Origin of the sequence: Shewanella sp. 10B, assembly GCF_023475885.1 — a bacterium.
In the GTDB taxonomy this organism is placed as follows: domain Bacteria; phylum Pseudomonadota; class Gammaproteobacteria; order Enterobacterales; family Shewanellaceae; genus Shewanella; species Shewanella mangrovisoli.
Map to the genome: position 1 here is coordinate 654367 of NZ_JAMDJO010000002.1, position 24511 is coordinate 678877.

General features: G+C 48.9%; 33 protein-coding genes. 3 read left to right on the top strand and 30 right to left on the bottom strand.

Annotated elements, in window-relative coordinates; all coding sequences use genetic code 11:
• Window positions 1-37: 37 nt before the first annotated feature.
• From M0415_RS10355 to M0415_RS10490, 29 genes are all read right to left on the bottom strand, one after another.
• A complete protein-coding gene (locus M0415_RS10355; RefSeq protein WP_249553846.1) occupies window positions 38-3952 on the bottom strand; it encodes a tape measure protein in 3915 nt (1304 codons plus the stop codon).
• Window positions 3953-4069: 117 nt separating this feature from the next.
• Window positions 4070-4789 (bottom strand): phage tail tube protein, encoded by a 720-nt coding sequence (locus M0415_RS10360; protein WP_249553844.1) that lies wholly within the window; start codon window positions 4787-4789, stop codon window positions 4070-4072.
• Window positions 4786-5211 (bottom strand): hypothetical protein, encoded by a 426-nt coding sequence (locus M0415_RS10365; RefSeq protein ID WP_249553842.1) that lies wholly within the window; start codon window positions 5209-5211, stop codon window positions 4786-4788. The genes M0415_RS10360 and M0415_RS10365 overlap by 4 nt, the downstream gene beginning before the upstream one ends.
• Before the next feature lie 23 nt (window positions 5212-5234).
• On the bottom strand, window positions 5235-5807 hold the full coding sequence (locus tag M0415_RS10370) for a phage tail protein (RefSeq protein WP_249553840.1): 573 nt from the start codon (window positions 5805-5807) through the stop codon (window positions 5235-5237).
• A 7-nt stretch (window positions 5808-5814) separates the two neighbouring features.
• Window positions 5815-6183 (bottom strand): hypothetical protein, encoded by a 369-nt coding sequence (locus tag M0415_RS10375; protein ID WP_249553838.1) that lies wholly within the window; start codon window positions 6181-6183, stop codon window positions 5815-5817.
• On the bottom strand, window positions 6176-6499 hold the full coding sequence (locus M0415_RS10380; protein ID WP_249553836.1) for a DUF2190 family protein: 324 nt from the start codon (window positions 6497-6499) through the stop codon (window positions 6176-6178). The genes M0415_RS10375 and M0415_RS10380 overlap by 8 nt, the downstream gene beginning before the upstream one ends.
• 75 nt (window positions 6500-6574) lie before the next feature.
• Window positions 6575-8692 carry a ClpP-like prohead protease/major capsid protein fusion protein gene (locus M0415_RS10385; RefSeq protein WP_249553834.1) on the bottom strand — a complete coding sequence of 706 codons (2118 nt, stop codon included), beginning with the start codon at window positions 8690-8692 and terminating at the stop codon, window positions 6575-6577.
• On the bottom strand, window positions 8592-10175 hold the full coding sequence (locus tag M0415_RS10390; RefSeq protein ID WP_249553832.1) for a phage portal protein: 1584 nt from the start codon (window positions 10173-10175) through the stop codon (window positions 8592-8594). The genes M0415_RS10385 and M0415_RS10390 overlap by 101 nt, the downstream gene beginning before the upstream one ends.
• Window positions 10176-10196: 21 nt before the next feature.
• Window positions 10197-10403, bottom strand: a complete 207-nt coding sequence (locus M0415_RS10395; protein ID WP_249553830.1) for a DUF6148 family protein — start codon at window positions 10401-10403, stop codon at window positions 10197-10199.
• Between the two features lie 25 nt (window positions 10404-10428).
• Window positions 10429-12426, bottom strand: coding sequence for a phage terminase large subunit family protein (locus M0415_RS10400; RefSeq protein WP_249553828.1), 1998 nt, complete (start codon window positions 12424-12426; stop codon window positions 10429-10431).
• Window positions 12401-12934 carry a terminase small subunit gene (locus M0415_RS10405; RefSeq protein ID WP_249553826.1) on the bottom strand — a complete coding sequence of 178 codons (534 nt, stop codon included), beginning with the start codon at window positions 12932-12934 and terminating at the stop codon, window positions 12401-12403. Before M0415_RS10405 ends, M0415_RS10400 begins: the two co-directional genes overlap by 26 nt.
• The gene (locus M0415_RS10410; RefSeq protein WP_249553824.1) at window positions 12888-13193 is read right to left on the bottom strand and encodes a holin; all 306 of its coding nucleotides are present in this window, start codon (window positions 13191-13193) and stop codon (window positions 12888-12890) included. Before M0415_RS10410 ends, M0415_RS10405 begins: the two co-directional genes overlap by 47 nt.
• Entirely contained in the window at window positions 13180-13434 is a 255-nt protein-coding gene (gene lysC, locus M0415_RS21520) for an Rz1-like lysis system protein LysC (protein WP_425383172.1), read from the bottom strand. Before lysC ends, M0415_RS10410 begins: the two co-directional genes overlap by 14 nt.
• Window positions 13316-13819 (bottom strand): hypothetical protein, encoded by a 504-nt coding sequence (locus tag M0415_RS10415; RefSeq protein WP_249553822.1) that lies wholly within the window; start codon window positions 13817-13819, stop codon window positions 13316-13318. The genes lysC and M0415_RS10415 overlap by 119 nt, the downstream gene beginning before the upstream one ends.
• Window positions 13800-14333 (bottom strand): lysozyme, encoded by a 534-nt coding sequence (locus M0415_RS10420; RefSeq protein WP_249553815.1) that lies wholly within the window; start codon window positions 14331-14333, stop codon window positions 13800-13802. Before M0415_RS10420 ends, M0415_RS10415 begins: the two co-directional genes overlap by 20 nt.
• 195 nt (window positions 14334-14528) lie before the next feature.
• Window positions 14529-14720 carry a hypothetical protein gene (locus tag M0415_RS10425; protein WP_249553813.1) on the bottom strand — a complete coding sequence of 64 codons (192 nt, stop codon included), beginning with the start codon at window positions 14718-14720 and terminating at the stop codon, window positions 14529-14531.
• A 203-nt stretch (window positions 14721-14923) separates the two neighbouring features.
• Window positions 14924-15271: a DUF4406 domain-containing protein gene (locus M0415_RS10430; protein WP_249553811.1), complete on the bottom strand. Its 348-nt coding sequence runs from the start codon at window positions 15269-15271 to the stop codon at window positions 14924-14926.
• 646 nt (window positions 15272-15917) lie between these two features.
• Window positions 15918-16220: a hypothetical protein gene (locus M0415_RS10435; RefSeq protein WP_249553809.1), complete on the bottom strand. Its 303-nt coding sequence runs from the start codon at window positions 16218-16220 to the stop codon at window positions 15918-15920.
• 8 nt (window positions 16221-16228) lie between these two features.
• Window positions 16229-16615 (bottom strand): hypothetical protein, encoded by a 387-nt coding sequence (locus tag M0415_RS10440; RefSeq protein WP_249553801.1) that lies wholly within the window; start codon window positions 16613-16615, stop codon window positions 16229-16231.
• The gene (locus M0415_RS10445; protein ID WP_249553799.1) at window positions 16602-16820 is read right to left on the bottom strand and encodes a helix-turn-helix transcriptional regulator; all 219 of its coding nucleotides are present in this window, start codon (window positions 16818-16820) and stop codon (window positions 16602-16604) included. The genes M0415_RS10440 and M0415_RS10445 overlap by 14 nt, the downstream gene beginning before the upstream one ends.
• Window positions 16821-16875: 55 nt before the next feature.
• Window positions 16876-18135 (bottom strand): tyrosine-type recombinase/integrase, encoded by a 1260-nt coding sequence (locus M0415_RS10450; RefSeq protein WP_249553797.1) that lies wholly within the window; start codon window positions 18133-18135, stop codon window positions 16876-16878.
• A gap of 3 nt (window positions 18136-18138) precedes the next feature.
• Window positions 18139-18381 carry a hypothetical protein gene (locus M0415_RS10455; RefSeq protein WP_249553795.1) on the bottom strand — a complete coding sequence of 81 codons (243 nt, stop codon included), beginning with the start codon at window positions 18379-18381 and terminating at the stop codon, window positions 18139-18141.
• Complete coding sequence (locus M0415_RS10460) at window positions 18371-18754, bottom strand: hypothetical protein (protein ID WP_249553793.1); 384 nt, start codon at window positions 18752-18754, stop codon at window positions 18371-18373. The genes M0415_RS10455 and M0415_RS10460 overlap by 11 nt, the downstream gene beginning before the upstream one ends.
• A gap of 2 nt (window positions 18755-18756) precedes the next feature.
• Window positions 18757-19491 (bottom strand): ATP-binding protein, encoded by a 735-nt coding sequence (locus M0415_RS10465; protein WP_249553791.1) that lies wholly within the window; start codon window positions 19489-19491, stop codon window positions 18757-18759.
• A 2-nt stretch (window positions 19492-19493) separates the two neighbouring features.
• Window positions 19494-20390 carry a replication protein gene (locus M0415_RS10470; protein WP_249553789.1) on the bottom strand — a complete coding sequence of 299 codons (897 nt, stop codon included), beginning with the start codon at window positions 20388-20390 and terminating at the stop codon, window positions 19494-19496.
• 55 nt (window positions 20391-20445) lie between these two features.
• Entirely contained in the window at window positions 20446-20874 is a 429-nt protein-coding gene (locus M0415_RS10475; protein WP_249553787.1) for a hypothetical protein, read from the bottom strand.
• The gene (locus M0415_RS10480) at window positions 20871-21080 is read right to left on the bottom strand and encodes a hypothetical protein (protein ID WP_249553785.1); all 210 of its coding nucleotides are present in this window, start codon (window positions 21078-21080) and stop codon (window positions 20871-20873) included. Before M0415_RS10480 ends, M0415_RS10475 begins: the two co-directional genes overlap by 4 nt.
• Window positions 21070-21684, bottom strand: a complete 615-nt coding sequence (locus M0415_RS10485) for a toxin YdaT family protein (protein WP_249553783.1) — start codon at window positions 21682-21684, stop codon at window positions 21070-21072. Before M0415_RS10485 ends, M0415_RS10480 begins: the two co-directional genes overlap by 11 nt.
• Window positions 21685-21722: 38 nt before the next feature.
• Window positions 21723-21917, bottom strand: coding sequence for a Cro/CI family transcriptional regulator (locus M0415_RS10490; protein WP_249553781.1), 195 nt, complete (start codon window positions 21915-21917; stop codon window positions 21723-21725).
• An 82-nt stretch (window positions 21918-21999) separates the two neighbouring features.
• Between M0415_RS10490 and M0415_RS10495 the strand changes: the two genes are divergently transcribed.
• The 3 genes from M0415_RS10495 (at window position 22000) to M0415_RS10505 (ending at window position 24002) form a co-directional block, all read left to right on the top strand.
• On the top strand, window positions 22000-22698 hold the full coding sequence (locus tag M0415_RS10495; RefSeq protein WP_249553779.1) for a S24 family peptidase: 699 nt from the start codon (window positions 22000-22002) through the stop codon (window positions 22696-22698).
• 194 nt (window positions 22699-22892) lie between these two features.
• Window positions 22893-23084, top strand: coding sequence for a hypothetical protein (locus tag M0415_RS10500; RefSeq protein WP_249553777.1), 192 nt, complete (start codon window positions 22893-22895; stop codon window positions 23082-23084).
• Between the two features lie 3 nt (window positions 23085-23087).
• The gene (locus M0415_RS10505; protein ID WP_249553775.1) at window positions 23088-24002 is read left to right on the top strand and encodes an SDH family Clp fold serine proteinase; all 915 of its coding nucleotides are present in this window, start codon (window positions 23088-23090) and stop codon (window positions 24000-24002) included.
• A gap of 43 nt (window positions 24003-24045) precedes the next feature.
• On the opposite strand, the gene M0415_RS10510 is transcribed toward M0415_RS10505, so the two are convergent.
• Window positions 24046-24465 (bottom strand): DUF4124 domain-containing protein, encoded by a 420-nt coding sequence (locus M0415_RS10510; RefSeq protein ID WP_249553773.1) that lies wholly within the window; start codon window positions 24463-24465, stop codon window positions 24046-24048.
• Between the last annotated feature and the right edge of the window lie 46 nt (window positions 24466-24511).

Genomic DNA, 24511 nt, shown 5'->3' on the forward strand with positions numbered 1-24511 from the left:
GCAATGGGGTAAATAACGAAGGCGGCGCCCTTACGGGCTAACCGCCGATAGATTGCAAACGCTTGATCTCAGCTACTAACTCAGTCACCAGGCTGCGCTTCATTTGGGCATCAAAGGTAGTGCCACCCACTTGCAACTTAAGCACCACGGTATCCGAGCTATTGCCCACTGGGGCATTCGCGCTAGAGGTTGTGGTGGTTGTGGTGGTTTGGGTAACGGCTTTGGTGCTGGCAGCGGCGGCAACGGTTTGCTGCTTAGCCTCGGCTTCGCTTTTGGCCTTGGCGGCTTTATCGGCTTCTTGCTGGGCTTTCACTTCGGCGGTGCGGAACTCATACACTTGCTTGAGTGTGCGCTCGGCTTCTTGTAAGTCAGCAATTAGCTGTTTATCGCCCGTGCGTTCTGCTGCTGCAAGTTGCTGCTTAAGGTCGGCAATCTGCTCTTGATAACGGCGCTTTTCGATTTGGTCTTGGCGGCCAAGATAACCGTCGAGCTCATCCTGCAGTGACTTAAGCGTGGACTCAGCACTATCACGCAGGGCATCCATGCGCTGTTTGGCGCTGGCCAGTGCCGAAGTGAGCAATGACATATCTTGATCATTGACCAAATCCAGCGCTTTAGTGGCGCGGTCAGCACTCGAGATAAGCTTAAGGTTAGCGTCATCAGTGTTATCAAGCGCTTCAACTAATTGCAGTAATTCAAGCTTTTGCCGATAGTAGGCGCGCTCGGCAATCTTTCCTGCCTTTTCGGTTTCCAATGCCCAAGTGCGAAGGCCAACAAAGTCGATGGTTTTAGCGAGGGTATTGTCTAACTCGTAGATCACCCCGGTTAAACGCTCGATTTCGTTTTGTACTTCGCCCAGTTCGCCAAATTCCTTTTTGACGTTTTGAGCACCATAAACAATGGTATTGAAATAACGGGCGGCGCCATCGCTTAAGGATTGCACCTTAGTGAGTACCGCCGCCCCGATATCAGCAAAGTATTGGGCAATATCACCTAAGCCAGTACCTGCATCCTCGGCAGATTTGACTATCGTATCGAGGGTGTTAACCACCGAATCGCCCATGTCGCTCGCGCCATTATCAACTTGATTAAAGGCGTTACTGCTATTTTGGGCGAAATTGTTTTGGGCTGTTTCTACCCTGCCGTATTGCTCAATAAGCTTACCGAGCTGATCGGTTAAGCCCATCGCAGCCGCTTGCTGTTTGAGTGACGCGGCAATGGTGCCATCACTCGACTGGCCATATTTTAGCGAAGCTTGTTCGGCTTTTAGCGCGCTTTCGGCATAGGTTAAAAACGCTTGGTTTAAATCGTATGTCGATGCTGCGCCATCCTTGGCCCCTTGCTTAACTTGCTCAAAGGTCTTTTTGGCTTCGGCGGCCTGATCCTGCAATACCTTGGTGGTGGTAATGCCGGCTTTCGCCATCACTAACTCATAGTCAGTCGCGGCTTGTGCGGTTTTTTTAACTTCGGTGGTGAGTTGGCTTTGCGCTTTAGCCAGTTCTGCGGCCGTTTTCTTGGCGTTTTCTTGCGCGGCTTTATAGTCATCAACCGAGGCTTGGCCAGCGATAAACGCATCACGCACTTTAGTAAGCTGATCTTGCGCTAGCTGGTTTTGCTCATTGCGCAAATTTACCGTGGCGGCGGCTAAGGCGGCGTTACCATTAGCAAGCTGCTGTTGGCTATCCGCCTGACTCAGTTGCACATCACCTAAACGCAGTGTGGCATTTTCAAGGGCGATTTGTGCCGCTTCAAGCTCGGCCATGCTGGCGGTGCCGGAATTTTTAAGGGCGGTGTAATGCTCCTTAGCGGCCTGTTCGCGCGCCTTCCATGCTGCCACCTCTTTAGTGGCTGACTCACTCGCCTTTTCAGCGGCGGCAACGGCTTGTTGACTGGCTTCTAACTGCTGCTCAAGCTGGCTTTTAACCGCCGCTTTTACCTTCTCGGCATTATTGACTTGGGTCTGAGTGGTGCTATCCGAGTCTAAACGGATATCAACGCCCATTTGTTTAAGGGCGGCGGTAGCGTCGCGGGAATCTTGCTCAACTTGATCAAGATAAGCTTTCGAAACCGCCTTTAACGCATTGGCCTGTGTCTCTAGCGTTCTGGCTAACTCATCACCGCCGAGAGTACCAACAACCGTTGCCCAACCTTGCAGGATCAAGGCGAACACACCGCTAAGCGTGGCGCCAAACGTGGCTACCACCGAGCTGAACACGTTGAAGATCAGCCGCACAGAACCCGCGACAACATTTAAACCAGTGGTAAAGGCGTTGATGTTATCCAGTGTCGCCTTAAGGCTTTCGCCACCATCGCGCACAAGGTTGCGGAAAAAGTCGCTGATATCCTGCGCGGCGGCTTTAATGCTGCCGCTTTTGTTCAGTTCATCAAACTGGGTGTTGATATCTTTGAGCAAATCAACCGCGACTTGGTAAGCGCCAGAGTCGGCAATGATTTGTAAAAACTGCTCCCATTTATTGGAGATTAAATTAACTTGCCCGCTTAAGCGCTCAAGGCTCTTTGCTGCTTGGCCGTTGGCCTGTTTGCCCATTTCGTCAAACAGCTGCTGCATCACCTCGCGGCCAAGTTTACCCTGTTCACTCATTTTACTGAGTTCTAGGGTATTTTTACCTGTGACCTTTGCCAACAAATCCCAAACGGGCACACCGCGTTCTACCAGTTGGAGAATTTCTTCGCCTTGGAATTTTTGCTTAGCCCATGCCTGACCTACCGCTAAGATGATCCCCTCTAAATCCTCTTGGCTACCGCCAATCTTAGCGTTGTAATCGACCATGGCTTGCAGTGAGCCATTCATCGGGTCGATGCCGAAGGTTTTTAAATTAGCAAACGCTTGCTTAGCGCCTTCTAACTCGGTGCCAGTACGGTTGGCAAAATCCTTAATCCATGCAGTGGCTTGCTCGCCACCCGCAATGCTGCCCATCATCGCCGTCATTTGGGCGCTAAAGGCTTGGGCTTTATCGCCTGCGGTGAGGATTGATTTTAGGCTTTCCCATAGGCGATCAACGCCAACATACGCGCTCGCCATGGCGATAAGCGAGCCTGTGGCGGCTTTAATGCTGCCACCAAAATCACTCGCCTCTTTTTGGGATTCATTGAGTAATTTATTGTGGCGTTCAAGCCGAGTGTTAACGCCCTTAAGTGCGGTTTCGGCGGCGGCTTGTTGAGTCTTTAACTCTTTGCTGGCATCGGCCAGCTTGTTCATATCAATGCCGGCTTTATTGAGCACGGCTTGTTGTTTATCGAGTTCGGCTTTATTGCGGCCAAGGCTAGTGCCGAGTTGATTTAACTCGGTACGGGCACTTTTAACTTTTAGCGCGTACTCGGCTTTTTGTTGTCCGGCTTTATCAACTTCACTGCCGAGCTGCTTTAACTCAGTCGATTGCTTTTCGAGTTCGTCAGCCAACGCCTTGGCGCTGGTTTCGGTATTCTTTTGAGCAGACTCAAGCTGCTTTAAATCATCTTTGGCTTGAGAGAGCGCTTGCGCCTGTGCCTTGCTGGCCTGTGCGCCTTCGCTTTGGGTGGCGGTTAAGCGTTCAACCTCAGCACGGGCAGCGGCGAGCTGCTGATCGTACTTAGCCAGTTCGGCAACGGTTTGGCTATATTCAGCCTCAAGCTTAGCGGTTGAGGTAGCCGCCTCTTTTTGCGCGGCTTCAAGCTGCTTGGCTTGGGTTGCCGCTTGCTTTTGTTGTTTAACTAACTCATCGAGCGCACGGGTACTATCAACGTATTTACGCTCACCTTTGCTAATGGCGGTGGTGAGATCATCAATGGCAGCAATGGCGGCTTGTTGATTTTTTAAATCATCCAGGCGCTCGTTTAAGACTTCACTTTGGTTTGCTAACTCTTGTAATGCCTTTTCAGATTTTGCCGCCTCGCTAGAAAACAAGTCGCGGCCTTGGATGATCAGGTTAATGACTTGATCTTTAAAACTCATGGCATCACCAATGGAATAAGCAAACCAAAATAAAAAGCCCACAGCATTGAATAAATGCTGTGGGCCTTCGTTTTACGAGATTGAACTATCCGGAATTTCCGGATAGTTGCGCCAACATTATGCCGCGCTACGGACGAAGAACTTAGACTTGCCAGTGGCAACGATAGAACTATCGGCGAGCACGCCGCCTTCGATATCAAAGCTACCGAAGTCGTCGCCAATCAAGTCCATGCCCGCTGTGGGGCTTGGGCTCCATTTGTAGAACTTGAGCGTCCACGGTTTGCCTGTGGCATCGTTTACACCGTCAATCACCACCGGAACCATTTGAGCTGACTCGGTTAATGCTTGCATCGCATTACCGGCTTTTTTGGTGTAGCTCACTTTAAGCGCTTGGCCTGCGGTGATATTACCTGATGATAACGCGCGGATACCGCCAGCACTGACCACATAATCAGTGTCTTTGACATAGGTAGTGGCGCCAGTGTCGTTAGTGACTTCTGGATCAACTGTGGTGTCGATCATAAACTTGGTATCTGCTAGGCCGTCCAATACTGCCGTGATTGGCTCATCATCTACTGCGCCAGCCGTTAATACTTCCACTTTACCGCGCAATGCTAATGCCATGTTAGCATTGCTAAAGTCGTTCATAGTGAATGACAATTTAACCGATTTTACTTTGGTAATTTCGGCCGCATTGCCGCCACCGCCACGGTAGTTGGGTTTGGTTTTAGTTTCTTGCTCGATGGCAATTTTTACGCCTGAGGCGTTGCCAACGTCGCGGCCAGCAACGTAAACGATGCCTGAGCCGATGTAACTCTCTACTACGGTTTCAATCATAGTGATTCTCCAAATTTAACGGTATTAACAAGGGATAGGGTGAGCACCGCTAAGGCGTGTTTCTCATGGGCTTCGGGCATGATGTACTTGCAGGCTTCTAACTCTTTAAAGGTGATCACCGAGGGCAACCAACTTGGCTGTTCAACATTGCGCTCATCTTTGTAGAATGCGGCGCGTATGGCGCGCACGATGTTGATCAGATCTGCCGTTGGCGTTTGGGTTTTATCAACGGCAATTCCCGCCACCACTTGCAGCACCAGATCATCGCGGTAAGGGTTTACTCCATTCTTACCGCCAAATTGATCGGTAAACGGCTGCAAAAAGATAAACATCTTTTCTTTAGCCACGCCTTGAGCATAAAAACCTTCGCGCACGGTCGCGCCTTCAACCGTTTTTAAACGGTCGATGATTGCTTTGATCATGGGGAGTCCTAACGATTTCGAGGCTAAGTGCCGCTGTACTGGCCGTATTTATTTCGCAGATACGCAATAATCGGCGGCTCAATATCGTCGCTGATTTTGCGGAAACTGCCTGCCACTGATGGGCCGTACATGGCATTTTGCCCCTTAAGCTTGCGCCAACTGTTATCGCCCTTTTGTCGCTCAAACATGATTTGATTGCCGTTTTTACCAATCACGGTAAAGGTGCCTTTAAACCAGGTTGGCTGATTACGCAGCGCACTAATCATATGGCCGTCGGTTCTTGAACGGCCGTTCTTGCCTGTGCGGGTTAATGGTCTGGCAAAGCGGGTTAAGGTACTGGCGCGATAACGGGCGGTGATCACCCCTTTTAAATTGCGCGGGTCCACACTTACCGAGAGGTGTTGCTCAATGTAACTGCGGGATTTAAAGCCATAGCGGTTAAAGATGGCATCTACCGCCGCCTTTTGCCCAAACTTAACCGTGTCATCAATGGCACGGTTAATGGCTGGTGCTTGGGAGGCACGGATGCGGTTCAGTTCCTTTGTTACCGCCTCCATGCCTTCAATACGGATGCGCTGGAAATTTGCCTTGGACATAGGCCACCTAATCGCTATCCAAGCTGATATAGATAAACGCCACGCAAACGCTATCCATGCTTACCCGCTGAGTGAGTCGGCCTTGTTGGCCGTTGGGGATGAATACCCCGCTTTCGTCAACCGTGCCTAAGGCAAATATATCACCGGCATTTACCGCACCTTCGCTTAGTAAGAACTCGGCGCGGCTGATGAGCTCAGGGACATACTCATTGGCTGAGGCGGCAATTTCGGCGCCGTTATCATCTAAGCTCACCATGCGAGTAAATGGCTCAGTGCCATCGCTTGGGGTAAATTGACACGGGTCAGCCAAACGCTTAAATACCCGTGCCATTTTACCGTTCACACGGTCGGCAAAGTTTTTGCCCACGTTAGGCATTGATCTTTACCCAAACCGTTTCAGTATTGCTTGCCGCCGCAGCCCAAGCCTTACCGACTTTGGTATTGTCTGTGTCCGTGGTGGTCAGTTCTTTTTCTGTATCATCCCAATACAGCTCAACGCCCAACGCGACCACATCGGTGGATTTTTTAGGCAGTTCGAACACGCCTTCGGTCACGCCTTCGCCTGCTGTATTAGCCGCAATAGCGCCGATAGCGACAACTAGCAACATACCAAGCAGAACGGCTTCACCACTTGCAACGGCAGCGGTGGGAGTAAAGCTGATGGTCTTGCCATCTTGAATGTAATTTTTCATCTTGGTTTCCTAATGGAGTAAAGAAGGGTTTAGAAGCGAGGAGACTAGGCCCTAGAACCTCGGGCCGATTACCAATTACACGCCGGTTGATTTCACCAAACCACGGTGATCAAGTGGCGCTACACCCGCATCGATACGCACCTTGGTCGCTACGCCGTCGATGGTGAAGCCTTGTTGCTGCTCAATGTAAGGCGTGTCGATACCATCGAGGTAGGCCACCTCAATGGTGTCGCGACCTTGTCCTGCCGCAAGGAACCATTCTTTATCGCTGTTATCGTCCAAGCGTGGCTCGGCGATTACTTCGGCAAAGTTTTGGATTGGGTTAGCAATACCCGCGTTAACATCCGCACCTTTAACAGAGCTAGACTTGATGATCTGGTTCATGGTGGTTTCGAGCGCAACCGGACACAGTACAAACTCAGGGCGAATATTCAGGGTACGATTGCCTGACTTTTGCTTACGCATTAACTGGCGGTTAGCGTCCAGTGCCGCCACGCTAGGCGCGCCGCTGCCTAAGTTGCCATGGTCAGCATGGAATAAAGCTTTACCATCTGCCATCTTAGGATTTTTGGTTAATACGGCATAAACCAAGTCACCAATGGTACCTTTGGCGGCAAAGCCCATCTTCATTGGGATATCAGTCAACATGCTCATATCATCGTTGATAATGGCTTGACGGGTAATGCTGAACAGCTCGCCATAGGTTGCCAGCGCAATTTGTTGCGCGTGGTCGCCAACGGTAACGTACTTATATTCAGCCCCTTCACGCACTTGTCGCAGGCTATTAAAGTCACCAAGGCCAACACGCTGGGCGATCTTAAAGTCGCCTAGAATGCCTTTTTTGGTCCAACGCTCGAAGGTTTCTTCGGCGGTTTCCCAACCCATTAAAACGCCCTTGTTAGCAACATCTAACAGGATGCTGCCAAAGTCGCTTGAGCTGTGAGTAAACGCTAGGCCAACCATCTCCATTTTATTAAGTCCAGCGCAGCCAATACCACGATCCAGCAGTGATGCACGGGCCAGTTCAAGCAGTCCATAGCTTGAATAGTGGTTGCCAGCTTCCGCTTTTTCATAACCAGCACGGCCCATTAATTGAGCGCGAATTGAGTCACCGACGATATTGCCGTTGCCTGAGTGGATAATCACCCGATTTGGCATGGTCGCCGCTGGCGTGGTGTTTTCACCAAGCTTGGCCAAGATCATATCTTTGGCTTTATCGGCATCAATGGACGCATCAGCGATACACTGATTTTTTAACTCCGCTAATTGCGGGAATGCCGCAAACGCCGTGTTAATGCCATTCATGCGCGCGGTATTTAACGCAATCGCCGCCGCTTGAATAGCAGCAGGATCGGGCTGTGCAACTGGTGCAGTATATGGTGCAGGTGCAGGAACCTGAGCATTAATGACAGGTGCGGCCGCTGGAGCGGGTTGTTGGGTAGTTGCTGGTGCAGGAGTATTGATATTACCCTGCATTGCAAATAAAGCTTTCAGTTTTTCAGGCATGTTTTCATACTCCTGGAGTCGTTTTGGATCAATGGATGCAGCTAGCTGCAACGGTTCAATAATTTGGTCAGCTAACCCAAGCGCCACGGCTTCTTGAGCACTTAACCAAGTGTCTGATTTAAAGAATTGAGCTAGCTGTTCTTCACTCAATTTTCCCTTGGCTTTGTCTTGATAAGCCTTACCCATGCTAGCGCGCCATTTGTCTAGCAAATCGGCGTATTCGCGTAAGTCCTCTGCTGTTCCAACTGCGCCGCCCCAGTTGCTATGGATCATCAAGTAGGCATTGGATGGCATGATCACTATGTCAAAGGCCATGCAAATAACGCTGGCCATTGATGCGGCGATGGACTCAATGCAAATTGATTTTTGGCAAGGCCAGCGGGCGAGGATGTTATAAATAGCCATGCCATCAATCACATCACCGCCACCAGATTGGATATAGGCTTTGAGCTGGGTTATTTTTCCCATAGCCCGTAAATCGGTTGCGATTTGTTTGGCGGTAAAGTCCCAACCAACATCACCATATAAAATTAATTCTGCTACGCCGCCAGCAGCGGCTTTCATGCTGTAGAAGCCGCGCTTTTCATTACTCGCGGTCTGACTGTTGCCTTGCGGCGCGATCAGCGTTCCGTTTGGCAGCATTGCGCTTAGCGTTGCTACCGCTACTGCTATTGGGGTCTTTTTCACTATTTGGATCTCCTAGCGATGGGTCGGGGTCGTTGGCGGTTACCATGTGGTTTTCACGGTTGTATTCCACCTCGCGTTTACGCTGGCGCTTCACTTCGGTTGGGTTGCGGCCTCGGGCACGGGTCCAATCGGCCTCGGTGGCCACGTTGGCGGCAATCATCATTTCCCAACCTTCGGCCTCTTTGCGGGGGTCAATCCACGGCATGGTTGGGCCGTAGTACACCGCATCAAATAAGGTGCGCGGGTCGAGATCGGGCGGTAGCACTAATGGGTCTTGCTTGTTGAGCATTTCCATTTTTAAGAAGTTGCGAAACACGGGCCGCGACCAACCGGCACAAAACCATTGCTGCATAATGCGGTTTGGTTCGTCTTGCTCAACTAACTCTTGGCGCTGGCTTGAGTAACTGCCGTTGTAATCGCGGGCAATACTCGAGTAACTACTGCGGCTCCCCGATGCAACGGCTTTCATTTGGCCGTTGCGAAACTCCACCATGTGAACGTTGGGGCGATTTGATTCAATCATCCCGACATCTTCACCGGGCTTGAGATCATCGAAGGTCATGCCTGGTGCGATGGGGATTTCGCGATTACTTGATTCATTACTTTGATCAGGCACATAACTCTGACCATCACCACGCTTGATATAAAACGCCAGCGCAGCGGCAATCCGTGCGGCTACACGCTCGGATTCCTCATAGTCTTTAATGTCGGCTAAGCGGGTTAAAATGCCGTGGAATATCGACACGCCGCGCAGCTGGTGCAGGCGTTTAAATAAACCGAGGTGCATCATGCTCGATGCAGGTACCGCTTTGGTTTTGTGTCGAAAGCCAATTTGATCGGCTGGGTGATCAAGCAATACGTGGTAATTAATCACCTGCCCCCACGCATTGACCTCAAACCCTTGGCGTACTCGCTTTGTGGGTTCGTTTAACTCGTAGGGGATAAAGTCGGCCTCAAGCGCTTCGATGCTGTATTGGGTGCCCTGCTCGTTTGGGTGACCAAACTTACTAACGCGCCCCATGACATGCTGGCCAAATACATCACCATCCCGCAGCGCGCTACGGAGCACTAAGCGTTCAAGCTCAGGGCGGCTAAAGCGGCCTGTGACATCACACTTAAGCGACCAAGTCGCAAAACGCCGCTGAATATCATTAGCGAGTTCGTCCAAGATCTCGCCGCTCATGCTGCGCGGCTGCGGCTCAACCACAATCCCTTGAGCACCGATCACCCGTTCTTCAAAGCGGTCTAAGATACCAATGCTTAAGTCGTGGTTTTCATCCAGCCAGCGTGCTTGCTCGCGCAGGCTTTTACCCGCAGCAAATACCGCTTGGTTGGCGCCACGGCTTTCTTTTTTGGCGCGGTGAGTGCGGCTTGGGTTTGCAGCGTCATAACCTTTAAGGCCACGATAGCTCATGGCCGCCGCTTCACGCTTTAGCGCCCACGCAGGGGAAAATATCGCCAGCGCATCGTTGATAATGCTCATGGAAAATCCTTATGGCTGACGTTAGTTAAAGCTTGCGAATTTAACCCCGCCTTGTGGGCGGCTGTAGGCGGCTAAGCGGCGTTCCCACTCCATGCGGCCTTTGCGGATTTCGCCAAGATCTTCGGTGGTCATTAACTTGCCGTTGATGGTGGTTGATTTACCCTCAAGTACATCAAGCTCGGCTGCGAGATACGCATCGATCATCTGTTGGCATTGTTGTTTGCTCATGGCGTTACCTGTGTGTTCCTGTTGGTTAAAGCCAGCCGCCGCTTGCACCACCGCCGCCACCGTTTAGCCAGCTATTGGCGCTTGCCTTTGGCTTGGCTGCAGGTTTAGGTTCTGCGGCGGTTTGCTCGCTATTGGTGGTGATGGGTTTAACGTGCGACAACTTGTCGAGATTGATGCCGAATTTTTCGAGCGCGATATACAACGCGGCCAAGGCGTAGACAAAACAGTCCAACGCCTCGTTACGGCGATTACCCGCATCCCAGCGGTATACAATGCGACCATCCACCCGCTTAGGGATTTTGCGTTCGGCAGTGAGCTGTTGCAGCTCAATGTCGTCACACACGGATTCATTCAACGGGAAGTGAATTGCACCAGGCTTACGCACATCCACATCGGGGTCGATTCGCAGCATGGCCATGATTAACTCTTTGGCGTTGTCGGTACCGACTTCGGTTAAGTACACACCCTTGGCGGTGCGCTTACGGGGGAAGTTAGCAATCGGCTTGCCGTAGACGTTGGCGCCCTTCATTGGGATCACCCGCATCACGCCAAGTTTTTTACTCATGGCGTAAACATCGTCGGTGTAGTGACCGCCAGAGTCCCAACCCGCTACGCCAATATTGAGGATCACCCCATCGGCACGGGCATAACTTTGGCCGATACGCTCGGCGACTTTGTCTTTTAAAACTTGGCTTGATGGATCGCCATATAGGATAAAGCGGTCAATAAGTGCCACCTCTTTACCTGCGCCCCAGCCCCACACACGGCCCTCATAGCGATCGTCTTGGGTGTCGATACCGCAGGTGAGATACACCACCCAATCAGGTACACAGCCTTTGGGGTACATTTCGCGGCGGCGTTTTAAATCTTCCCACTCAACGCGCTCGCCGGTGTCGTTATCCCACGGTAAGCCAAGCTTGGTGTTAACGAAGGTTTGCAGCTTTTCTTTATCGCCTTTGGCCTTTAAAAACTCAGTAACCAGTTTTGCCCAGCTGTTGAGCGAGTTATAAGCCGACCAAATATGGATTGAGATATTGGGCGGCGTGGTGATGTCGTTGCCTTCGGCATCGTAAAAATCAATAAAGTCGCGGGTGCGGATGCCGGTGTTGTCGCAAATCCAAATGGCGCGAGGGTCCAACTCCATATCATCGAGCTGGTTATTTTCAATGCAGCAACCGCAGTGCTCACACAGATAGTAAGCGGTGCTTGGGTCGTGCTCGCCCTTCTCATTCTTGCGCCACTTAATGCCGAATGCTTCTTCTAGCCCGCCCCATTTAAGCGATTGCAGTTCGCCGCAGTGCGGGCAAGGCAAATTGAATTTAAAAAAATGTGGTGATTCGCTGCAGGCCTTTTCCATTTGGCATGTGCCGAGCACCTTTGGCGTTGATCCCCTGATTGATTTGGGGAACATCGACAGCTCGATACGGGTATCACCTAATGAGGTGGCGTTACCTTCGTGCTCAATGGATTCATCAAAACCCGCTAGCTCGTCGTAGATCACATCGTCGGTGGAGATTTCGCGGTAGTTCGCCGCGGCGGTACCACCGCGCACCATGAGCGTTTTGCCGTTGGTGAAGATTTTATCTTCAAGCGTGCTGTCTTTATGTTTGCGCCCCATCCAAGGTGCGAGCGCACGCCAAACGGGGATATCGCGGATCGCCGTTTCAACGTGCTTTTTCATAAAGGTTTTGGCTTGCGCATCACGCGGCTGGTAGATGAGCACGTTGCGCTTTTTGTGCTCAATCTTGTAGGCCGAGTTAGCCATCAGCATTTTGGTGTAACCGACACGCGCCGACTTCATTAAGTTGAGCACGCTGATTTGGTCGTTACCCATGGCATTAAGAATGCCGATTTGAAACGGTAAGCTCTCCCACTTGCCCTCAGTATAAGAGGACTCAGACGACATATAAAAATGCTCGTCGGCGTACTCTGAGCAAGTGAGCATGGGCGGGCGATAGAATCCACGAAGCCCAGCAGTAACGGCAGCTTTCAGATTTTTAATCTGTGCTGCCGATATACTCATTTAGTAGGTCCTCAATACCCGATGCCAGTTCGGCAACGGTGTTTTGACTTTTAATCACCTCCGCTCTAAAGGCGTCGATTATGCGTTCTGGAATGTCGGGATATTTTCGCTTCATCCGAATGTGGGCTTGATCCAACACTGGGGCGATTTGGGCTGAGATTCGATTAAGCACAAAGGTAGAAAAGCCGACTTCGACCACCTCTTTGCGGTCTTTTTCGTTTTTGATTTCTTGCCCGTCTGCTTGAGCCTTGGTTAAGCGCCAGCGTTCATAGTCGAGATTTGGCTTTTCTGGATCATCCTCATCGGGTTTGCTGAGGTGTTTTTTACGCTCGTTGGCGACGCGATTGGCTACCACATCGGCCATGGTGTACAAACACTCACGGCCTTTTTTGCTGTGAACTGGCACATCCCATTTATCAAACGCTTGGGTACTCAACCCTAAGCTTTTGCACAGGTCGGTTTTATTCAGCAGTACAGGCGTTGTCTCTTGGGGTTGAATGCGGGCCATTGCGTTGTTCTACCTGTTTTAACTGTGCCTTTAGCACTTGCGTTTGCAACTCATGCCGCTCAGCGTCGCGCCTGTCTTTAAACGCTTGATATATCCAGTTAACAAGGAATGTGAGCACTGTTAAAAATATCCCTATCCACAGCGCTAAATTATTCACTGTAAATACTCCTCCGGCTGCTGTTGTAGCGGATGCACTATAAGACGCAGCGGCGAGCATTTTTTGCGTGCCAACTTCGCGGATTGATTCAGTTGAGTTCATTTAATTTGGCCTCACGCCATGTTTCGATATTCTGCAAATCGGTATCGCATTTTTTGATCACTGCTAGCTGTTGCGTTAGGCAATCGGCTAGGTCGGCGTTTGCGCCCTTGTTGTGTAAAAGGTCACATTCGGCGGGTAAGCACTGGCTGATCAACTCTTTCGGCGGCAGCACATACTGGGTCTGCTTGGTGACTACGGTGCGCACAGTAGGCGGCGTGTTTGAGCAGCCGCTGAACATCATCAGGCACGGCAGTATTAGCCCAACTGCGAGTTTGTTCATTGGCTGAGGTCCTTAGTTTTTTAATGGCGTCGCGCTGATCTGCAAGCTGGCTTTCAATCTCGGCCTTGGCTTTGGCGGCTTGTTGATTGAGCGCTAAGGCAAAGGCGTAATCCTTTGCGATTCGGTCACGTTCTTTGGCCTGAGCTTGCAGCTCATCGGTAACGGTCGTTAGGTCATCCTGCAGCATTCGCTGGTTGATAGCGGCAGACTCTAGCTGCGCATTTTTTAGGGCTAGGTCGGTTTTGGTGGCGGTGAGACTCATACCGAGTAATGCAATCACCATTATCAGCGCGCCGATAATGTACAAGTGCAAGGTACCTGTGGCGTTAATGAGTTTTTGGAACATGGAGATCCTTAAGGCATATCGCCTGTTCGTTTTGGCGCCGTACTTCTAAACCAGGCAATTTGACGTTATTGGCATAAACGAAACCATTGCAGCCATACTTGCCGCAGGCCTCGGTGAGTTGGCGACAAGCCGCCACTCGTTCGCCACGCTTTAACAGCTTTAGCAAAGTGGAGGCTTGAAAGTTGCCCGCACCAAAGTTGTAAATGAGGCTGAGATAAGCTGCGTGCTCACCTTCGGTTAACTGCACCGGATACGTGAGGCGGCGAAGCTGGCGATCGGCTTTGCCTAAGTCCTCGGCGAACATTTCAATGCATTGCTGTTCGCTAAAAAACTGGTTGAGTTCAAGCTCGGGGCCTGTGTGCCCAAAGCAAGCGGTGAGGATTTGCACCGGATCAAGGTAGGTGTGCAGAATCGGCTCACCGTTTGGCGCTTCAGCTGGGGCAATTAAATTCGCCCCTGCCAATGCAACAGCGGAGGACAGCCCAAGTGCCATGAGCTTTTGCTTTAATGACATGGGCAATACTCCTGTAATTTGGGGTTAGCCTTAGCGCGGCCAACGGTTAGATCAACGGTGAGACAACCGCCTCTAACTGCTGATGTTTTTAGTGTCTTTCAACGTCCGAGGCGGTACTGTCAAAACCTCGGCAACACATACCCACCACGGCCACCATTGCAGCGGCCGCTTTTATTCAGCTGGGGTTGGCTACGATTAAGACTTAGGGACTTCTTTAATTACAATGTAACGAGTGTCCCAAATGGTAAGTTCTTCCAATTGAACATTATGAAGTTCAAATTCTTTTACTAAATTGTCAGGCGCTGAATCAGTTCCTTTATCCCAGAGCTGTACAACCACTTTGTGATCACTGGTATCAGCGTTTTCAACTCGAATACGTTTAGTCATAACTTCTCCCATAGATGATGCTAAAGCCTGCAAACTTAAATAATTCATGCGCTACTGATGCATTAACGGGGCGCGAACCCGAACTACGTCATGCCGTTACCATTTCTAAAAATGGCTCGACTACCTTTCGCTGACTGCGTTGCTATTGCTTAGAGCAATGCGAATTCTCTTTTGGATTACACCTGTGAGAAATCAGGCGGCGGTTATTGATCTGCCCGCAAACCTAGTAGCGTTATTTCATGATCCACCCCATCTTGAAAAACAATCTCTAAGCCAAGTTTGTTAGCTAACGCATATTCCGCTTTGGCACCTTTTGAACTCGCCCAGTTATCCAGCAGATATATCCGATCGCAGCACATCAACATCGGCAAGCAAATTGCCATGTACTCGGGTTCGGTTAATCCATCCGGTATTGTTGCCGGGTTAAGCACAATATGACCAAGCTCGCGCTGAACATCGGCAGCCAAATGAAACTCAGGGCGATTGCAATCAATCAACCCGCTCATGGGGCCAGCGATGTAAACTTTTTTGCGGAGCGAGACACGAGCCATAAAAGCACCAAATAAAAAGGCTCCACGAGGGAGCCTTTGAGCAGGAAGAGTGCGACCTATTAAACGAAGCTTTAGCAAGCGTATATAAATCTACCCGATTTTAAGGGCTTTAAAAGCGGCAGATCTGCCGCATAAAGCGGCAAATGTGCCGTTTCCAAATTTGTAAACCTGTGATATGTGAAAAATCAATCACAGGGATTTTTTCGATTTACTTATCACTTAACTGATTTAGACAGGTGTAAGTTAGACTTTTTGAATTACTTATCACTTAACTGATTTTGCATGTAAAGACAGAACCATTTCGACAGCGTCGGCAAAATGGTCACAGGACAAAACGCGATGGTGTTTTGATTGGATGATCGAGCGATCAAAAAAGATCTAGCAAAGTTGTTATTTGACTGCGACCACAAATTCCAAAAACAAGCATGAGCAGCAATTAAATGTTATCAATTAATAATCAATAACTTATATTATTTTCATAGTGTATTTACTTCCATGGTTAGGTCACTGCCCTATAAAACAACAACTCAACCCCAGAAATTTTTCGTATGTAGTGAACCACTGCGAGTCACCGCCCCCGCAGTGAAGGAGGCCGGAAGGACCCGTGATGATAACGGATCGCATCCAGCCTAGATGATAACAATTCTCACTTAAGTAATTGCCACTTGTGACCGTTAGAACACACTGCGCGTTTGGATCCTGACTTAGTTTGAGTCAATGCACCGCCGCACTTACCACATTGCACATCAGCCACTCGCTGCACCATTGCAACATCTATGCGCATAACGTTGTTCTTACGTACATTGCTCTTTGGCATTAGACCAAGAGCCTTAAGAGTTCGTTTGTATTCAGTAGCAATCCACTTACCATCACGCTCATGGTGTAAACCATCACCCATCATATCGCCGAGCTTAATCAGTTGTCGGTGTAAGTACGCTGTATCATCCATCAATCACCTCACTTTACTAATTGCATTTCGGCTCGTCTGAGCCAGTACACATAAGACTTTTTACTATCAAAGCCCATCAAGGCCCATTGGCCTTTACATACATAATGGGCACGGATAGCGCGCTTACAGTTTGGGGATAGCAGTTCAATCATCCGGTCGAACTGTGCCACATGCTTAGGCACGTCAAGCTCATGCACAACTGCACCACCACGGGTTAATGGATCCCCTAACTTATCGCAGGCGCTGCGGTTACCGTAATTGCGGCCAAGCTCTTGGTAAGCCCAGTAACGGCCCCAGGTGCTCAGGCCAACACGTAACGCTTTCAAGTTAATTAACTCCTCGCGCAAATCCCTGCGCTTAACCCACTCCTGCAACTGTTGATTAGATGGCCTCATTCGCTACCCCCGTGATTTGCTCGATAGATAACTGAAATACGTCATTCAAAATCGCCAAAAAATGATTTGATGGCACATTGCACTTACCACTTTCCCAGCGTTGATAAGTTCGGCGATCAACCCCGTAAATCTCAGCCACTTCATGCTGACTAAAACCCCGAATCGCTCTGCCCGTTTTTAGAATTGTTGCTGCGCGATTGCTCATAAATTCACTCCATTTAGTGCCATTGCATACTCCTTAGGGGTTGATGCAACGATCATCACAGCCACCCGCTAGCCATCTGGGTTTGCGTGTTCTGACTCTTTACCGACGATCTAGGGATTATCTCGGGCGCAACCTCGTTAAAACCGCGCAAAATTAAATGAGCATGATAAGCATCGAGTGCGCTCAACATGCCCTTATCCAAGGTCGAGTGAACATAGGTACGCAAAAGCACAGGCAAGGCATGATTAAGCAGCCGCTCGCCGACCATCGTATCAACGCCCATATCGGCAATAATCGTGCGGCAAAGCTTTCTCAGTGCATGAGAAGTAAACGCCTTAAAGCGAATTTGTTCACTCCAATACTGCGCCGTACGAATGCTAATCTCCCCCTCATCACCAGGGAACAAAAACGCCCGCTTACCCACATGCTTAACCTGCCACTGCAAGTAATGCGTCAACAACGCCTTAGCCGTTGGCGTTAAAGGCAACCTATGCTCTTGGCGGTTCTTCGCATTCGTAGCCGGGATAATCCACCAATCACCCGCAAAATGCTCCCACCGTGCCAAACGAGTCTCGTTAATGCGGGTACCAAACATCAGCATCAACATAAACAACATCGCCACAGGCCAAATCGCATCACGCAGCGCAGTAAACAACGGCCCTAAGTCAGACTCCATCAACTGCGTGCCAACCGTTGGCGCCATCTTCAAACTCATTTCCACCCGATACCCCGCCAACGCATTGCCCTCGATCAACCGCAAATCAGCCGCCGCACTTATCGCCCGCTTAAAAATCTTCACCGCACTTTTGATGTAGTTAGTTGAATAACCCTCAGCCAACATCGGCTTAACCAAGCGGGTATCGACCGCCACAAACGAAAGATCAGCCAGCGGCAAATCAGCAAACATTCCCAGCAAATGCTTACTCACCACTGATTTACAATTCGCTCGCCAACTGTGGCTAAATGAACGATTACCCTCGATATGGCCCAAAAACCACTTAAGCAGATCAACCACAGTCACAAACTCACCGCGCAGCACCTCCGCCCCCGCACTACGCTTAGCCATCACCACAGGCAACTGCTCTAAAAACGTCTTAATACACATGCTTGGCCACACACCTTGCTTTTGCCAAACCGTCTTACCGCCCTCATTAACCACCAAAAATAACGAGGCCTTTTTACGATCAGCCGTCGCCCGCAAACGCAACTGAGGAAACTCAGGATCCCGATAATCTCGAGTAACCCCGCCACGCAGCCAGCGGCGCATAGGTGCATCTTTCAACTTGCCAACTTCAACACCACTCGCGTTAGCCATCGCCTAAGCCTCCAACCGATATTCAAAGGTGTTTTTAGTGCCATGCCGAATACGCTTACAGCGTTTATCCAACGGCATATCCCTAAACCGTGCACTTAACGCCGTTTCGCTATCCAACGAGCCAAAGCGGGTTAAACACTCCTGTTGGATCTCAAACAGCGTCCAATAACGTGACCCGGTAATAATCTTTGCTAGGCGTTCACGCTGAGTTAACGGCTTAGCCGGTTGAGTTGAATTACTGCTCATGGGGAACTCCTCTAAATCGCTTTGACTGCCTTACCAAAAACTGATTTGCCTGTTTACGCGCAGCTGGCCCACCCTGAGCAAATATCCTTTCGTACTCGATACAAACGGAATGCTTAAATTCAGGAGGGATAACCGACATATGCTTCACAATCTTCTCCATGTCCGACTCACCGCCGCGGCAATGCCACATTTGTGGTAGTTCGCGCTCACGCATAAAGCCTTGGGCCCGTAACTCAGCGGCAGTCACCGCATTTGGTACAAACAACTGCGCATCATTAACCGCCTCTTGCACAACAGGACGCGCCGCAGTATTGCTCACCAAAGCCGAATAAAAATCGGGCGCATCATCGGGTAATTGCTTAAGTGCCGCCATGCTCACCTCCGCTTACCGCGATAACTCGGCCAATTGAACGTCACCGCCACCGTAGCCGCATCGCGCAACCGCTCATATGCCCGTTCACCCAACATCTTTTGCAGCGAATCAGTATCAAGATTGGTGATAAACCCAGTCGATTTAAGCCCGTACAAACGCTTATCGATAATCCGCGTTAACCACAGCATTTCGTCAACACTGCCGCGTTGCAGGCCAATCTCATCGATAATCAACAACTCAGGCCGCATAAACTCGGCGATCAAACGTTCTTCTGTCAGAGAACGGTCGTTATAGCTCTCACGTACCCGAGCAAACAGGTCCATCACACTCAGCAACACCACGGTGTGATGCTTAGCCATCAACGCATTGGCAATTGCCGCCGCCAAATGGTTTTTGCCCGTGCCAGGCGTACCGATAAACAAAAACCCCTTACCCACTGCCGACAGCTCGGCAAACTTCTCCACATAGCGCTTAGCCAAATCGAGCGCCTTGCGCTGATCTGCTCGCTCAACCTGATAATTATCAAAAGAACAACTTAAAAAATGGGCATTCAAACCGCTCTTACCAAACAGCGCGTTATTCACTCGAGTACGATGCTCAATCGACTTTTCCAACTCATCACGGCGTTGCAACTCACGAAACTTTTGGCGATAAACCTCAGGCGAATCAGGCTTGATATGCTCAGGGCAACCAAGGCGTTTCAGCAACTTGTTAACCTCTTGGCTCATATCCATCATCGTCAAAGCTCCGTATTAAACTGGCTGCTCACCGAGTCAAACCGCGCTGCCGACTCGTGATAAACCGCAATATCCAAATGCGAGTTTTGCACCGCAGGCTTAGGCAATGGCGTTAACCAATGGCGTTCGCGGATAAAACGAGTGATACCCAGCGCGTATTGCCCATTGGCATGAGTTTGCCAACTGACATCCGCAGCAGCGGCTTGAGTTAACCAGAGGATTGCAGCTTCACAATCGGCCTCGGTCAGCTTTTCAGCTTTCCAGACCTTCCAAGAATGGGCATCGCTACCGCCTTTGCGATGCGCGGGATAGATTTTGAAAAAGGGATTAAACGCAGATTTCGGACAAATATTATTTATATTGTCTTTTGTAATATTGTCTTTCTTTTGTATCTCTCGTTTTCGACAATCTGAGCTGTCGATTTCGACAATCGCGTTGTCAATTCCGACAATCGAATTGTCAGTTTCGACAACGCTTTTTTTAATGTTTTCAGGCTTAGATAACTTAGCACTCCACTCCGAAACAACCGTATTTACCCCTAACTTACGACCATCTTTTATCAAAATATTACGCTGGGTGAGTGAGCGAATAGCATGGCAAATATTGCTAGTCGAAATCCCCGTCATTTCGGCCAATTGCTCTAAACAAACCCAATCAGTAGCCTTACCGTAACCGTAGGTTCTGCGCATCACAGCAAATACCACACGACTCTCACGATCGCTCAATTTGGTGCAGCACAACGCATCAACCAGCGTGTTTGACAGCCTCAAATAACCATCATCAAGATCTGCCTTCACCACATCACCCCGCTTAGCACTGTGATCAGTCAGTGGTCGCAAATGCACCACATTGCTATTGCTAGCGTCAAAATTGACGCAATTACTTGTTTCAAGTACCATGATTTTGCCTCTCGGTATTGAGCCCGCATCCGTCGCCAAACATCAGCGGGCTTTCTTATTTCAAACACACAGCCGAACTATCAAACCGATAACCCGCCTCAAACAACCGTGTTGCAATACCCTCAGCGCTATGAGTGCGTACCGTACTGCGGATCACATTCGCCATTAATGCAATTTCATGATTGCGTTCAATGCGAGCGAACTCAGACAATTGTTGATTGCGTTCAAGCAGTTCAAATGCCTCATCTTCCTCAGGTGTATAGGGGATATCTGCGTAACTCTCGCCAACGCCAATCGCCTGATTTAACGCAGGCCAATTACGGTAACGATTCTTAGGCACAACCAAAGGACTAGCATCGTTAATAGAAGCGGGTTCAAAATGAACCTCGAACTTATCACTTAACTGATTTGATTCGGCCTTAACCGTAACCTCATCGGCATAATCAAACGGTGCTTTCACCGCAACCTCATCTGCATAACTCATCGTTTCACGCTCCCTTTTGTCGCCGCATTGCGCTCAAAATCATCACGGCAATCGGCATCACAAAAAATCCGTGGCGACTCAACAGACTCACCGCACCAATAACAACAGCCAGTAAATGGCCTCATCACAGGGCGCTGTCTGCTGGCCATCGCCGCCCGCAGCTGCAACTCAACTAATGCATCCGCATCATCCGCTTTATCCGACATCAGCCACTCTCTCGCTCTTGCGTAGTTCGGGCTTATTCGCCAAAAACGGATAAGCCAATTCAAGCGCTGCCATACTGCCCTGCGTAGTCGCAGCCGATTCTTTAAGTTCTTTATAAGCCCGCAGCACTTCGTCTTTACTGGGGTTAGCCACTAAATGAATCACCGCTACTTGCGCCTCAGCGTTTTCTTTAGTCAGTTGCGCGGCCATATCAGCAACATGCAATACATGGCCATCACTCATACGGTCAGCAATCACCGTTACCCCAGCGCAACCAAACACATCATTGAGGTACTGCACTCGCAAATGCTCAGGTAACGCCGCAACAAGGGCTTGCTCAACGAAAAACAGGCGTTCAACCTGCGGATGCTGCCCCTCATACTGCCCCAGCCAACGGAACAGCTTTTGCGCATTTACCCGTGCGTTGTTATGCACATCATCGGTACGGGCAAAATTAATCCCCTCAGCCGCTAACACCTCGTTAAGCCCAAGGCGATCAACCGCAGCAACAAAATCCATCGCCAGCCCAAAACGGCTCATCTTCGGCAACTCAAGTACCCGATGGATGGTTTTCATCAATAAATTCAAACGTGATTGTGGTTTCATGCTAATAACTCTCTCTTTGCTAATGTTAATAACAAGGGTTAAGCCGCTTGGTGAGCATTCGGCAGCTGTAACGCCCCAGCCTTTAGCTTTCCGTTGGTTAACCGCTCAATTTGAAAAGCGCGCAGCGCAGGAACGTCTTCACCCCACTGAGAAACAGAAGCGGGGTTAATACCAAGCGCCTTCGCTAACTTAGACTTACCGTTGAAGTGCTGAACAGCATCGCTAGTTTTCATTTTTAAGGCATCCTTAAAATTTAAGTTTTCCTAAGTATGAATACCAACAAAACCTAAGTCAAATTGATTTAAGATAACTTATATGAAAACATTCAATAACCGCGTTAAGTCGCGAAGAGACGAATTAGGTTTGACGCAAATCCAACTTGCAAAAAAAGTAGGAGTTTCAGGCGTTACCATTTCGCAATGGGAATCTGGTGACTATTCACCTAAAGGTAAAAACCTCTATAAACTAGCGGATGCTTTGGAGTGCTCGCCTGATTTTTTAATCTTTGGTGAAGAAAAACAAAGTAAACCTGTAGCCAATGCAGAGTTTATGGGCGGTTTCGAAACGTGGGATAGAAATAGCCCGCTCGGTGATGACGAAGTGGAGATACCGTTTTACATGGAAGTTGAGCTAGCCGCCGGTGCTGGAATTGCCGATATACGCGAATACTACGGCCCCAAACTCCGCTTTGCTAAATCCACCTTGAGGCGTCAAGGCGTCAGCGCCGCCGATGCGGTATGCGTTAAAGTCAATGGCAATAGCATGGAACCCGTATTACCCCACGGATCAACCGTTGGCGTTGACACCTCCCACACCGATATTGTGGACGGCAAAATGTACGCCATTAATCACGATGGCATGTTGCGAGTAAAAATGCTCTACAAACTCCCAGGTGGCGGCGTTCGCCTACGCAGCTACAACATAGAAGAATGGCCAGATGAACAGATAAACTCAGAACAGATAAAACACATAAAAATCATCGGCAAAGTGTTTTGGTATTCGGTGCTTATTTAAACTGCTCACAAAATAAACTTTATTTTATTGCAGACATTTTAAATACTGTGCAATAATTCAAATGTTAGCGATGGCTAACTGTTTAGCCCCGCTCTTCGGGGCTTTGTCGTATAAAAAGCAAAGCAAAATCACAAGATGTAGTATAAGTATAATTATAAAACACAACATATAGTGTGAAGCGCTAGGAGGCCCAGATGACACCACAAGATCTGTATAAATTAGCAAATATTAATTACAACGCACTTCCAGCTGGTCAACGTAGTGATCAATATGCACGTACTGTTGTTTTTGAAAAAACTACGCTGCATGCACCAGTAAACAGCAAATATTTGTACTCATCACAACCTCAAAATAACAACTCTACAAGCACTCTTTATAGCTACTAATCTATGCCAAATTGGAATGAAGTGTTAAACGAAATAGGGGAAGCGTCTAGAACTTCCCCTATTGATTTCGTGCGGAAAAAATATCTAAAACAACTACATCAACACACTGGTAGAAATGTTATAGCTTATTACTCTGCGTTTCTTCAAAAAAGCTCGCCTCAAGCTCAGGCGTTAGGGATGATCAGGGATGATGATAAAAATGGATTTATGAATGTCATCCATGGTATGGATGCAACTAAAGGTTTAGACATTATTCTGCATACTCCAGGTGGTGATATTGCTGCAGTTGAATCTTTAGTGGCCTATTTAAGGGCTAAGTTTGGCACTGATATAAGAGCCATTGTCCCACAAATGGCAATGTCAGCGGGTACGATGATGGCATGCGCCTGCAACACAATAATCATGGGTAAACAATCAAATTTAGGTCCTTTTGATCCTCAGTTTGGTGGTATACCTGCGTATGGTGTTTTGGAAGAATTTGAAAAAGCAAAAACGGAAATATTAGCTAACCCAGTTGCAGCACATTACTGGGGAATGATCCTGCAAAAGTATCACCCTACCTTTATTGGAGAATGTGAAAAAGCTATTGTTTGGGCAGGAAAAATCGTTGATGAATGGCTCAAAACAGGTATGTTTTCTCACTTACCTCCAGATCAAGCAGCAAGTAAAGCGAATGATATTGTTACAGCATTAAATAATCATGACGCAACCTTTGCTCATGCTAGACATATCCATATAGACCAAGTAAGAGCATTAGGGTTGAATGTTGTAGCACTCGAAGATGATCATCAATTTCAAGATTTAGTACTAACTGTTCATCATAGCTATATGCATACGCTAAGTAATCCATTGTTCGTTAAAGCAATCGAGAACCATGAAGGTATCGCCATGTTCTGGTCAACTAACGACAACAGCTAGTTATGAACGTAACAAAAACCGCCTCACGGCGGTTTTTGTTTATCTAATCCTGCCAATTAACTACTTTTCCATCACGCACATATGCATATCTGTGACCATACATACCATCCCTAAATACCCATTGTTCAGGACCATAAGCTGAACGATTAATGTTGATAGGACTTCCCCAACTTTGTTGAAGCGCTTCAACACTCATCCCCACTTCAACCTTACCAGCCTTGATCAGCTTATTTTCCCAATCACTAAACTGGCTCTCATCATAAGCGAAGGGATCAACCTTTTTGTGGTCATTCTGAATCACCACATCAACAGTGGATTGCCGAACACCATCAGGGCAAGGCGTATCTTGAATTACTAACTTACCATCCACCTCGCACTTATAAATATCTGCCACTGCTAAGGGACTATTCGCCGCAAAAACAGCCGCAATTTGAAAAATAATTAATCGACCGAAAAAGCCCATAAACCCTCCTTAGTTCAATGTCTTAACTTATAACACTCCTTGCTCT